The organism is Paenarthrobacter sp. (assembly GCF_031180005.1).
Classification (GTDB): domain Bacteria; phylum Actinomycetota; class Actinomycetes; order Actinomycetales; family Micrococcaceae; genus Arthrobacter.
The window spans coordinates 38,519-50,781 of sequence record NZ_JAPSHI010000010.1 but is presented as its reverse complement, the minus strand read 5'-3'; the positions used below and the strand labels follow the sequence as shown (position 1 = coordinate 50,781).

Genomic DNA, 12,263 nt, shown 5'->3' with positions numbered 1-12,263 from the left:
GGTCGTTCTCAGCGCTGAGAACGACCTGAACTGCGACCCAGTTGGGTAAGCACGGCATACTTCGGTTGTGCACAATTGAATTGTGCACTATCGTTTTATCCATGAGTGATGCACCACGCCTCCGCCATCAGGTCTGCTTTGCGCTGTACTCAGCGTCCAAGGCAGCGACGGCGGTCTACCGCCCGGTATTGGAAGACCTCGGCCTGACGTACCCGCAGTACTTGGTGATGCTGGTCCTCTGGGAGCAGGAACCGCGCAGTGTCCGCGACCTCGGTGCGGAACTGGGCCTCGACTCCGGCACCCTATCGCCCCTGCTCAAGCGCCTGGAGGCCATGGGGCTGGTGGAACGCCATCGCTCGGCAGAGGATGAACGCCGGGTGGACGTGGTCCTTACCGACGCCGGCACCGCCTTGAGTGCCCGGGCACAGGCTGTGCCCAAGCGTCTCGCCGACGCCGCCGGCCTATCGCCCGAAGAGATCGAGCAGCTACATGCCACACTCGGCAAGCTCACGGCAGCACTGAATAGCTCACTCTGACAGACTCCCGAAAATCCCGGGACATCCATTCCCAAAGAGAACGGAAACACCATGAAGACTCTTTACACCGCCGAGGCATTGGCATCCGGCGAAGGCCGCGACGGCAACGCCCGCACCAACGACGGAAAATTGGACGTCGCCCTCGCCAGCCCCGTGGAGCTCGGAGGCAACGGGGAAGGAACCAACCCCGAGCAGTTGTTCGCAGCTGGCTACGCAGCGTGCTTCCACTCGGCTTTGCGCCTGGTGGGCCGTAAGGAACGCGTCGACCTCAGCGACTCGGCCGTTGCAGCCAAAATTCACTTCGGTGCACTGACGGACAGCGAAGGATATGGACTGGCCGCCGAACTCGAAATCGCGCTGCCCGCCCTGGACCGCGGTACTGCGGAGCAGTTGATGGCCAAGGCGCACCAGATCTGCCCCTACTCCAACGCAACGCGCGGCAACATGGCCGTAGACCTCAAGCTCGTGGAGTTCGCAGCATGAGCGCCGTGACAACCGAAACCCGCGAAATCCAGCTTGCCTCCCGCCCGGTCGGCCGCCCTGCTCCGGAGAACTTCCGGCTGGCAACAGCGCCCCTTCCCGAGCTCGCGGAGGGCCAGCTCCTGGTGAAGAACCAGTTCATGTCCGTGGATCCGTACATGCGTGGCCGCATGAACGACGTCAAGTCGTACTCGGCGCCCTTCCGCCTGGATGCAGCGCTCGACGGCGGTGCGGTAGGTGAGGTGATCGCGTCCCGTTCGGACGCGCACAAGGTGGGTGACGTCGTCGTGCATCAACTTGGCTGGCGCGAGCACGCGGTGGTGGACGCCGCGGCGACTACGCCGGTCCCCAGTGGCCTTGCCCCAACATCAGCGTTTCTTGGTGCTTTGGGAATGACCGGCCTGACTGCCTACGCTGGTTTGCTGAAAGTTGCCGAGTTCAAAGAGGGCGATGTGGTCTTCGTGTCCGGAGCGGCAGGTGCCGTCGGTTCGATGGTTGGCCAGATCGCCAAGGCCATGGGCGCTGCCAAGGTCATCGGCAGTGCCGGATCGCCGGAGAAGGTGGCCCGCTTGTTGGAGCTCGGCTTCGATGCTGCCTTCAACTACAATGATGCTCCCGTGCTGGACCAGCTGACGGAAGCAGCAGGGGAGCGCGGCATTGACGTCTACTTCGATAACGTGGGCGGCGAGCATCTCGAAGCAGCCCTGGCAACGCTCACGGTTGGCGGGCGGGTAGCAATGTGTGGCGCCATTGCCCAGTACAACTCTACGGAGCCTCCGGTGGCTCCGAGGAACCTGGCGGTTGCTATCGGGAAGCAGCTCACCCTGCGCGGATTCCTGGTGGGCGGGCAGCGACAGCACGCCGCCGAATTCGCGCAGAAGATGGCCGGTTGGCTCGCCGATGGGTCTGTCAGCTACGACGAAACAATCGTGGATGGACTGGAAAATGCTCCGCAGGCATTCATGGACCTGTTGGACGGCGCGAACACGGGGAAGATGCTGGTTCGCCTCTAGCCCATACGTAAAAACGCGTGTGACTTGCGCACCCGGCTACTGCTTGGTAACAAAAGGTCAACAATCTGACCTGCAGTGATCATTTGTGGTAGCTGGGTGTGTTGCAGGCCACTAGTGTTGGTTTCATCAATGCGCTTCGGCGCAGCTGCGAGCATCAGTGAAAACAGAATTTCTGCCTCGGGTATAGGAAACGGACACTCATTGACCATCCGTCGTAGCGCCAATCACTTTCTTCCTGGAGGAAAATTGAAGAAACCACTGCGTGCCACCCTGAAGCGCGGTTCAATGGCCGGTGTTGCCACCCTCGGTGCAGCAGCGCTCCTGCTGACCAGCTGCGGCCAAGCTCCCGACGCCGGATCCGGTGCGGCGACCAAGAGTGACTTTACGGGCTGCATCGTGTCGGACTCCGGCGGATTTGATGACCAGTCCTTCAACCAGTCCTCGTTCGAAGGCCTCAAGAAGGCAGAGACTGATTTGGGCATCACGGTGAAGTCGGCCGAATCCAAGGCCAACAGCGACTTCGAGACCAACCTCAACGGCATGATTTCCGCCGGCTGTAACCTCACTGTCACCGTTGGCTTCCTCTTGGGCGATGCCACGAAGGCCGCCGCAGAAAAGAACACCGACAAGCACTTTGCGATCGTCGACTACACATACGAGACTCCGATCGCCAACGTCAAGCCGATCGTCTATGACACGGCACAGGCGGCATACTTGGCAGGCTACGCAGCTGCCGCAACGTCCAAGACCGGCAAGGTGGGTACCTTCGGCGGCATCAAGATCCCCACGGTAACCATCTTCATGGACGGCTTCTACGACGGTGTGCAGGCCTACAACACGGCCAAGGGCAAGAGCGTCCAGGTTGTTGGCTGGGACAAGAACACCCAGGACGGTTCGTTCACGGGCGACTTCGAGAAGCAGGACACGGGCAAGCAGGTCACCATCAACCTGCTGGATCAGGGCGCGGACATCATCATGCCCGTAGCCGGACCGGTTGGTAAGGGCGCCGGTGCTGCGTTGAAGGAAGCCAAGGCTGCCGGCAAGGACGTCAAGCTCATCTGGGTTGACTCCGATGGCTACCTCACCGCTCCCGAGTACAAGGACCTGATGCTGACCTCCGTGGTCAAGCAGATGGGCGAAGCCGTTGAAGCCGTGGTGAAGGACGACACGGAGGGCAAGTTCAACAACGAAGCCTACGTCGGCACGTTGGAAAACGATGGTGTTGCCATCGCTCCGTTCCACGATCTCGACTCCGCCGTCCCCGCTGAAACCAAGTCCGAGCTCGATGCCCTGAAGGCTGACATCGTCTCCGGCAAGCTGGTTGTCGAATCGGCAGCGAGCCCCAAGAAGTAAATCAATTCCTGGACGCGCCGCCAGTACCGAGCCCCGGTACTGGCGGCGCGTTTTTGCCCTGACTACGCTGGGCCTCAAAGCCAGTGGCTTTGGAGCAGTACAGCCGTCCCTCGGACTCACAGAACGGTGGGAGTTGTGAAACTCGAATTGAAGGGGATCTCGAAAGCCTTCGGGACCTTCTACGCCAACCAAGACATCGACCTCGTGGTCGAATCCGGCCAGATCCATTGCCTCCTCGGCGAAAATGGTGCCGGCAAATCAACCCTCATGAACGTGCTGTACGGGCTGTACGAGCCCACAGCCGGCCAGATCCTGGTGGATGACCAACCGGTCAATTTCCGCGGACCCGGGGATGCCATGGCTGCCGGAATTGGCATGGTGCACCAGCACTTCATGCTGGTTCCCGTTTTCACTGTTGCTGAGAACGTGGCCCTCGGCGCTGAGCCGACCACGTTCGGAGGTGTCCTCGGCATCGAAGAAACCCGCAAGAAGATCCGGGAGATTTCGGACAAGTACGGTTTCGACGTCGATCCCGACGCCTTGGTGGAGGACCTGCCCGTGGGCGTCCAGCAGCGAGTCGAGATTATCAAGGCGCTGGTGCGTGAGGCGAAAGTCCTTATTTTGGACGAGCCCACCGCCGTGTTGACGCCTCAGGAAACCGATGAACTCCTGGACATCATGAGGCAGCTCAAAGCTGGAGGCACGTCCATCGTCTTCATCTCACACAAGCTTCGCGAAGTGAAGGCCGTCTCTGATGTCATCACGGTGATCCGCCGCGGCAAAGTTGTGGGGGACGCGCCTCCCACGGCATCAGCCACGGAACTGGCCTCCATGATGGTGGGCCGCCCGGTGAGCCTGAGCCTGAACAAAGCTCCAGCCCAGCCTAAGGAAACCACGTTCGTCGTGGAAAACCTGACGGTGCGCGCGGCCAACGGCACCAACGTGGTGGACGGGATCAGCTTCGACATCGCCCAAGGTGAGATCCTCGCCGTCGCCGGTGTCCAGGGTAATGGCCAGACGGAACTGACCGAGGCAATCCTGGGTATTCAGGAACACGTGACCGGTTCCGTGACACTGGACGGCAAGCAACTGCTGGGCCTTCCCGTCAAGGATGTCCTGCGTTCCGGCGTTGGGTTTGTTCCAGAGGACCGCTCGGTGGACGGACTGGTTGGTCCGTTCTCCGTGGCAGAGAACCTGGTCCTCGACCTTTACGACCAAGCCCCGTTTGCCAGCGGCATCAGCATGAAGCCTGCAAAGGTTGTGGAGCACGCGAACTCCAAGATTGAGGAATTCGATATCCGGACTCCTTCCGCGGCATCGGCCGCCGGAACGTTGTCCGGCGGCAACCAGCAAAAAGTGGTCATGGCCAGGGAACTGTCCCGGCCCTTGCGGTTGTTTATCGCGAGCCAGCCCACGCGCGGCGTGGACGTCGGCTCCATCGAGTTCCTGCACAAGCGCATTGTTGCCGAGCGCGACGTCGGAACGCCGGTCATGATCGTTTCCACTGAACTTGATGAGGTCATTGAGCTCGCCGACCGGATTGCCGTGCTTTACAAAGGCAAGCTCGTGGGCATTGTCCCTGCTGGAACACCGCGCGACACCCTTGGCTTGATGATGGCCGGCGTCGGCCCTGAAGGAGGCTCCGATGACAACTAAAGACGAGTCAGGCAAGGACCAAACACCCGAAGAATCCACCTCCGAAGTGCGGGCGGCAGACGTCGCATTGGACACCGCCGGAGGGACCCTGGAACCTTCCATAGTGCCTGTTTCCTCCCAAAGCGGGGACCCCGGACACCAGCAAGGCGGCCTCATGCGCCGTATCGTGATGGGCAACGGCTTTGTCTCCATCCTGGCGGTCGTTGTGGCGCTGTTCCTCGGCGGCCTGTTGATCGCCAGCACGGACGCCCAGGTGGCCAAAACAGCCGGCTACTTGTTCGCACGCCCCACGGACTTCCTGAGCGCGTTGTGGACAGCCATGACCGAGAGCTATGTTGCACTCTTCCAAGGCGCCGTGTTCAATCCACGTGAAGGCTTCAAGCCCGTGCTTGAAACCATGACCGTGGCAACCCCGCTGATCTGTGCCGGCCTTGGTGTCGCACTGGCGTTCCGCGCCGGCCTGTTCAACATCGGCGCCCAAGGGCAGATCATCATCAGCGCTACGCTCGCTGCCTACGTAGGGTTCGCCTGGCACTTGCCGTTCGGCCTCCACCTGCTGGTAGTCATCGTCATGGGCGTCTTGGGCGGTGCTCTGTGGGGTGCCATTGTGGGCATCCTTAAAGCCCGGACCGGCGCGCATGAGGTCATTGTCACCATCATGCTGAACTACGTGGCCTTGTTCTTGCTCGACTTCCTGCTGAACACTGCTGCGTTCCGGCGTCCGGGGGACAACAGCCCCATTTCGCCCCGCCTCGACGAATCGGCAACCTACCCTGTCCTCATCCCGGGATCCCGACTCCACGTGGGCTTCCTGGTAGCAATCGCGCTGACCTACGGCGTGTGGTGGCTGCTGAACCGATCCACCATCGGCTTCGAGTTCCGTGCCGTGGGTGCCAACCCCGTCGCAGCGCGGACCGCCGGCGTCAAAGTATCCCGCGCCACCATCCTGGTGATGGCCATGGCCGGCGCCCTCGCCGCGTTCGGTGGTATTGCCCAAGTGGCCGGTACCGAAAAGGTGCTGACAGGCGGCGTCGCTGCCCAGATCGGCTTCGACGCGATCACTGTTGCCCTGTTGGGGCGCAGTACACCATGGGGAACGTTCTTTGCGGGACTGCTGTTCGGAGCTTTCCGTGCAGGGGCAGTGCAGATGCAGATCCAGACCGGAACGCCTATCGACATTGTGCTGGTGGTGCAATCGCTGATTGTGCTCTTCATCGCTGCTCCACCCCTCATCAGGTCGATCTTCCGGCTTGAGCCCAAAAAGAAGAACAAGAACAAGACACCGAAGGCGGCCCGGAAAGCTGCCCTTGCCAACGCCACCGGAGGTGCCAAGTGAGCGCGACAACCACCGCTCCAAAGTCGGGATCCACGGCTTTGCCGGCATTCCGGCCTTCCATGAAAGTTCCGCTTTCGCTCGGCATCCTGGCGCTCATTGCGTTGGTTTTCTTCGGGTTCCTTGGCCCGGACCAGACTGCCGAGATGAAGATCAGCGACGCGGGCGACGCCGTTGCCGTTCCTGCGTTGATGATTCCGGGGCAGGTGGGCGGCATTGTCCTAGGCATCCTGCTGCTCGCCATGGCCGCCTACTCGATTTACCTCTGGACGCAAGGGGAGAGATCACCCAAGTGGCTGCCCATCGCCTTCGCCGTGGTGTTCGTCTTCGCCTTGCTTGTATGGATCGTGGCAGGCGCCCGCCAGCCCTCCATCTCACTGGCAGGCCTCGTCGCCGGCTCGGTGACACTTGCAGTCCCACTGGTTTTCGGCTCGCTCTCCGGCGTGCTCTGTGAGCGTGTGGGTGTTGTGAACATCGCCATCGAGGGGCAGCTCCTCGGCGGAGCCTTCACTGCCGCCCTGGTGGCCACCATGACGGGCAGTCCGTACATCGGCCTGATTGCAGCCGCTGCGGCTGGTGCTGCTGTGTCAATGGTTTTGGCCGTGTTCAGCATCAAATACCTGGTCAACCAAATAATCGTAGGTGTGGTCCTGAACGTCTTGGTGTCAGGCCTCACGGGCTTCCTCTACGGCACGCTGATGGTGCCCAACAAGGAGCAGTTCAACACTCCGGGCCGCTTGGACATCCTGCCGATCCCGCTGCTTTCGGACATCCCTATCATTGGGCCCATCCTCTTCGAGCAGTCCATCGCGGGCTACCTCATGTACATTGCGGTGGCCGTGGTGTGGTTCGGCTTGTTCAAGACCCGCTGGGGCTTGCGGGTCCGTGCCGTCGGCGAACACCCGCAAGCCGCCGACACGTTGGGTATCAACGTCAACGCAACCCGTTTCTGGAATGTCACGTTGGGTGGTGCGATCGCGGGCATCGGTGGTGCCGTGTTCACGTTGGTGACCATTGACTCCTTTACCAAGGACATCTCCGGTGGTCGCGGCTTCATTGCCTTGGCTGCCCTGATCTTTGGCCGGTGGAACCCGATCGGCGCCTTCCTGGCCTCGCTGCTGTTCGGCTTCGCCTACAACCTGCAGTCCATCCTGGGCATCATCGGTACCCCGGTACCGAGCCAGTTCATGGCCATGCTGCCGTACCTGGTGACCATCTTCGCCGTCGCCGGTCTAGTGGGTAAGTCGCGGCCACCGGCCGCAAGCGGCATACCGTACGTGAAGGGTTGACGATGCCAGCGGAAGATATCGACTGGCCCGCCTTGGAAGATGCGGCCAAGCAGGCCATGCAACGGGCCTATGCTCCGTATTCCAAGTTCCCGGTGGGGGCTGCGGCGCTCACCGACGACGGGCGGATTGTCAGCGGCTGCAACGTAGAGAACGCCAGTTACGGGCTGACCCTCTGTGCCGAGTGTGCCCTTGTAGGGCAGCTCCACATGACAGGGGGCGGAAAAATCGCCGCGTTCTACTGCGTGGATGGCCAGGGCAACATCCTTATGCCGTGCGGGCGTTGCCGCCAACTGCTCTACGAATTCAGGGCGCCCGGAATGCAGCTCATGACAACTCAGGGAATCAAATCCATGGACCAGGTGCTGCCTGACGCCTTCGGTCCCGAACATCTGGAGGAAACCACGTGACCAGCACAGAAGCGTTCGACGCCGTCCAGATCATCTCGATTAAACGGGACAAAGGCACGCTCACTCCCGAGCAGATCGACTGGACCATCGACGCCTACACCCGCGGCGTGATTGCCGAGGAACAGATGGCGGCACTGAATATGGCCATCCTGCTCAACGGCATGGACCGTTCTGAGATCTCGCGGTGGACTTCCGCCATGATCGCCTCGGGCGAGCGGATGGACTTTTCGTCCCTGACAAGGCCCGACGGCGGCATGAAAGCTACCAGCGACAAGCACTCTACCGGTGGGGTGGGGGACAAGATCACGTTGCCGCTGGCGCCGCTGGTGGCAGTTTTCGGCGTGGCTGTTCCGCAGCTTTCGGGTCGCGGCCTCGGCCACACCGGCGGGACGCTTGACAAGCTGGAGGCCATTCCCGGGTGGCGTGCCAACCTGAGCAACGACGAAATCATGGCCCAGCTTCAGGACGTAGGCGCAGTCATCTGTGCCGCAGGTTCAGGGCTCGCCCCCGCGGACAAGAAGCTCTATGCCTTGCGTGACGTCACTGGAACGGTGGAAGCCATTCCGTTGATTGCCTCCTCGATCATGAGCAAGAAGATTGCCGAAGGAACCGGCTCCTTGGTGCTGGACGTCAAAGTGGGTTCCGGTGCCTTCATGAAAGACGAAGCACGGGCCCGGGAGCTTGCAGAGACCATGGTGGCTTTGGGCAAGGATGCAGGCGTGCACACCGTCGCGCTGATCACGGACATGTCCACGCCACTAGGGTTGACCGCGGGTAACGCCATCGAGGTTGAGGAATCTGTGGAGGTCCTTGCCGGCGGCGGTCCGGAAGACGTCGTCGAACTGACCGTCCGTCTGGCCGAGGAGATGCTCGCCGGTGCCGGAATCCACGACGCCGATCCCGCAGCCGCCCTGAAGGACGGACGAGCCATGGACGTCTGGAACCGGATGATTGAAGCCCAGGGCGGAGATCCCCGGGCCGCGCTGCCCGTGGCCAGGGAATCCGAGGTTGTCTACGCGCCGGCGGACGGCGTCCTGGTGGAACTGGACGCGCTGTCCGTGGGTGTTGCCGCCTGGCGCCTGGGTGCTGGCCGTGCCCGCAAGGAAGACCAAGTCCAAGCCGGGGCCGGTGTCCGCCTGCACGCCAAGCCCGGCGCCCTGGTCCGTGCCGGCGAGCCCCTCATGACGCTCCTCACCGACACTCCGGAGAAGTTCGAACGGGCCAAGGAAGCGCTTCAGGACGCTGTAGTGATCGCGCCTGAGGGGTCACGCCCGGCACGTCAGCTGATCATCGACCGCATCGCCTAGGCTTAAGTGTTCCGGGCTGTTTCCAGGAACAGCCCGGAACATTAGCCATCCGGCGCCCGTGGGGCCGTCTACCGTAAGGAAACCGTGCAGGGCATCAATGATTTCATCCTCGCCGCGGCGGAACAGCCGTGGGTGTTGGTCCTGGTGCTGGCGTGCTGCGTGATCGATGGTTTCTTCCCCCCCATCCCCAGCGAATCCGTGGTGGTGGGCTTGAGCGCTGTTTCCGGCAGCAGCGGCTCACCCAACGTGTGGCTGCTGGGCGTGATGGCAGCCATCGGCGCGTTCTCCGGGGATAACATCGCCTACATCATTGGGCGTCGGATCGGAATCCGACGCTGGCGGTGGATGCGCACCCAGCGGATGCAGGGCGCCTTTCGTTGGGCGGGCAAGGAACTCCGACGCCGGTCAGCCTCGCTCATCATGGTGGCCCGGTTCATCCCTATCGGCAGGGTGGCCGTCAATCTGACGGCCGGCGCCACGCACTTCCACCACCGCAAATTCGTAGCCCTTACCGGCATGTCGGCCGTCCTGTGGGCAACGTATTCGGTGATCCTCGGCTACTTCTTCGGTGTCTGGTTCGAGGACAACCACCTCCTGGGTGCCGTCATAGCGATCGTGGTGGCCGTGATCCTCGGGATCATCATTGATCGCATTATCAGCAAAGTCCGGGGATCAGTGCCCCTGGATGGCAAGAACATTCCTGAGGAAGACGCCTCGGCTCCACCCACGGTATGACGATCGCTGCCCCGAAATATCAGCCCGCCGGTTGACGACGTCAGGATCTTCAAACCGATAGCGTTAAACGCGTGATCCCAAGGCTGGGACGTAGCGAACGACGTCCCGGCCGTGGGACACTAGAGCGACTTCCGTCACATCGTCAAGTCACATTCGTCTAGGAGCTACCCCCGCGTGGAGTTTTTGAATGAAATGCTCGAGCATGCAGCCGGGCAGCCCTGGATATATCCGGTACTTTTGGTGTTCTTTTTTATTGACGGGTTCGCCACCATTCTGCCCAGCGAAACAGCCATCGTGGGCCTCTCGGCGCTGTCCCTTCACAGCGGAGAACCCAACCTGTGGATCCTGGGAACAACTGCCCTGGTGGGTGCCATGGCCGGTGACAATATGGCTTACATGCTGGGCCGCAAGATCGGCCTTACGCGTTGGAAGTGGATGCGGCGTCCCAAGGTCCAGAAAATGTTCGCGTGGGCGCAGTACGAGCTGGACAAGCGCGGTGCGGTCCTCATCTTCACGGCCCGCTATATTCCGTGGGGCCGGGTAGCGGTGAATTACGTCGCCGGCCAGACAGGATTCCGCCATCGCACCTTCTTCTGGCTGGACGCCTTCGCCTGCATCACGTGGGTGGGTTACTCAATCGGCATTGGCTTGCTAGCAGGTCAGTGGGTGCACCACAACCCGCTCCTGGGCGTAGGAATTGCAGTGGCCTTCGCTGTGGTCCTCGGAATCGTGGTGGATCACGCCTTGCGCTGGTGGCACAAGTACCTTGAGAAAAAGGACCTGGCACGTGAAGCGGCTGCAAGGACTACAGCACCCGTAGCCGAGACGGATCTGTCGCGAAAAGCAGTTGCCGGGGCCGACCTCTCCAACCCTGCCGGCTAAGGACCTGTCCAAGCCCGCGCTGGGGACTAGTCTTAGTACGTGACTGAGCCCATTCTTGACGCTGCCCCTGCCCTCGACTTCGATCTGAAGAGCCTCCCCAAGGTTTCCCTCCACGACCACCTGGACGGAGGACTCCGCCCGGCCACCATCATCGAGCTGGCTGAGGCCGCCGGCCACACCCTGCCCTCCACCGATCCGGTGGCGCTGGGTGAATGGTTCCGTGAATCCGCCGACTCCGGTTCGCTGGTCCGCTACCTCGAAACGTTTGACCACACCGTCGCAGTCATGCAGACGAAAGAAGGCTTGTTCCGGGTCGCGAAGGAATTCGTGGAGGACCTGGCCGAGGACGGCGTCGTTTACGGCGAAGTTCGATGGGCTCCTGAACAGCACCTGCAGCAGGGCTTGACCCTGGACGAGGTTGTTGAAGCGGTCCAGACCGGGCTCGAGGCCGGTATGGATTCCACCGAAGAACGCGGTCAACAAATTCAGGTGGGGCAGCTCATCACTGCCATGCGCCATGCTGACCGAGGTCAGGAAATTGCAGAACTTGCTGTCCGCCACCGCGCCAACGGCGCCGTCGGCTTCGACATTGCCGGCGCTGAAGACGGCTTCCTCCCGTCCCGTTTCAAGGATGCCTTCACCTACCTGGCCGAGAACAACTTCCCCGCAACGGTCCACGCCGGCGAGGCTGCGGGCCTGGAGAGCATCCAGTCCGCATTGGTGGACGGCCGTGCCTTGCGTCTTGGCCATGGCGTACGGATCGCCGAGGACATCTCGGTGGAGTTTGAGGACAACTCCGACGACGACGGCGAAGACACCATCGGAATGGTGACCATCGGCAGTGTGGCAGCCTGGGTCCGCGACCGCGGAATCGCCCTGGAAATCTGCCCCTCCTCCAACCTTCAGACCGGTGCCATTTCCGGCTTTGGCGAGGGCATCGAGAGCCACCCGGTGGACATGCTCTTCCAGCTCGGCTTCAACGTCACCATCAACACCGACAACCGCCTCATGAGCGGCGTCACCCTCACCGACGAGTTCGAACTCCTGGTGGAGACCTTCGACTACGACCTCGATGATCTGCTCGAACTGACGCTCAACGCGGCCGAGGCGGCGTTCCTGCCGCTGGACGAGCGTGAAGCCTTGGTTGAGTACATCAACGATGCCTACGCCAACCTCGGCTAGCAATTCCAGCCTCCCGGAGCTGCATGGGCCCACAGCAGCTGGGGTTCCTGGCCGAGCTTGCGAGGTCGGGGAGCTGCTGGGGACAATAGC

General features: G+C 61.8%; 12 protein-coding genes. All 12 read left to right on the top strand.

What is annotated here, in order from left to right:
* The first annotated feature begins 101 nt into the window (after nt 1-101).
* The 12 genes from RIF72_RS09450 to RIF72_RS09395 all read left to right on the top strand — a co-directional run bounded on the left by RIF72_RS09450 (nt 102) and on the right by RIF72_RS09395 (nt 12,173).
* Nucleotides 102-536, top strand: coding sequence for a MarR family transcriptional regulator (locus tag RIF72_RS09450; protein WP_309074558.1), 435 nt, complete (start codon nt 102-104; stop codon nt 534-536).
* 51 nt (nt 537-587) lie between these two features.
* Nucleotides 588-1,019 carry an organic hydroperoxide resistance protein gene (locus RIF72_RS09445; RefSeq protein WP_309074557.1) on the top strand — a complete coding sequence of 144 codons (432 nt, stop codon included), beginning with the start codon at nt 588-590 and terminating at the stop codon, nt 1,017-1,019.
* The gene (locus RIF72_RS09440; RefSeq protein ID WP_309074556.1) at nt 1,016-2,029 is read left to right on the top strand and encodes an NADP-dependent oxidoreductase; all 1,014 of its coding nucleotides are present in this window, start codon (nt 1,016-1,018) and stop codon (nt 2,027-2,029) included. The genes RIF72_RS09445 and RIF72_RS09440 overlap by 4 nt, the downstream gene beginning before the upstream one ends.
* Before the next feature lie 114 nt (nt 2,030-2,143).
* Nucleotides 2,144-3,382: a BMP family ABC transporter substrate-binding protein gene (locus tag RIF72_RS09435; RefSeq protein ID WP_309074555.1), complete on the top strand. Its 1,239-nt coding sequence runs from the start codon at nt 2,144-2,146 to the stop codon at nt 3,380-3,382.
* 135 nt (nt 3,383-3,517) lie between these two features.
* Nucleotides 3,518-5,038, top strand: a complete 1,521-nt coding sequence (locus tag RIF72_RS09430; protein WP_309074554.1) for an ABC transporter ATP-binding protein — start codon at nt 3,518-3,520, stop codon at nt 5,036-5,038.
* Entirely contained in the window at nt 5,028-6,374 is a 1,347-nt protein-coding gene (locus tag RIF72_RS09425) for an ABC transporter permease (RefSeq protein ID WP_309074553.1), read from the top strand. Before RIF72_RS09430 ends, RIF72_RS09425 begins: the two co-directional genes overlap by 11 nt.
* Complete coding sequence (locus RIF72_RS09420; RefSeq protein WP_178997834.1) at nt 6,371-7,660, top strand: ABC transporter permease; 1,290 nt, start codon at nt 6,371-6,373, stop codon at nt 7,658-7,660. The genes RIF72_RS09425 and RIF72_RS09420 overlap by 4 nt, the downstream gene beginning before the upstream one ends.
* Nucleotides 7,661-7,662: 2 nt before the next feature.
* A complete protein-coding gene (locus tag RIF72_RS09415) occupies nt 7,663-8,067 on the top strand; it encodes a cytidine deaminase (RefSeq protein WP_309074552.1) in 405 nt (134 codons plus the stop codon).
* The gene (locus tag RIF72_RS09410; RefSeq protein WP_309074551.1) at nt 8,064-9,374 is read left to right on the top strand and encodes a thymidine phosphorylase; all 1,311 of its coding nucleotides are present in this window, start codon (nt 8,064-8,066) and stop codon (nt 9,372-9,374) included. Before RIF72_RS09415 ends, RIF72_RS09410 begins: the two co-directional genes overlap by 4 nt.
* Nucleotides 9,375-9,458: 84 nt before the next feature.
* Nucleotides 9,459-10,109, top strand: a complete 651-nt coding sequence (locus RIF72_RS09405; RefSeq protein ID WP_309074550.1) for a DedA family protein — start codon at nt 9,459-9,461, stop codon at nt 10,107-10,109.
* Between the two features lie 192 nt (nt 10,110-10,301).
* A complete protein-coding gene (locus RIF72_RS09400; RefSeq protein ID WP_309074636.1) occupies nt 10,302-10,991 on the top strand; it encodes a DedA family protein in 690 nt (229 codons plus the stop codon).
* Nucleotides 10,992-11,030: 39 nt separating this feature from the next.
* Nucleotides 11,031-12,173, top strand: a complete 1,143-nt coding sequence (locus tag RIF72_RS09395; RefSeq protein WP_309074549.1) for an adenosine deaminase — start codon at nt 11,031-11,033, stop codon at nt 12,171-12,173.
* Nucleotides 12,174-12,263 lie beyond the last annotated feature (90 nt).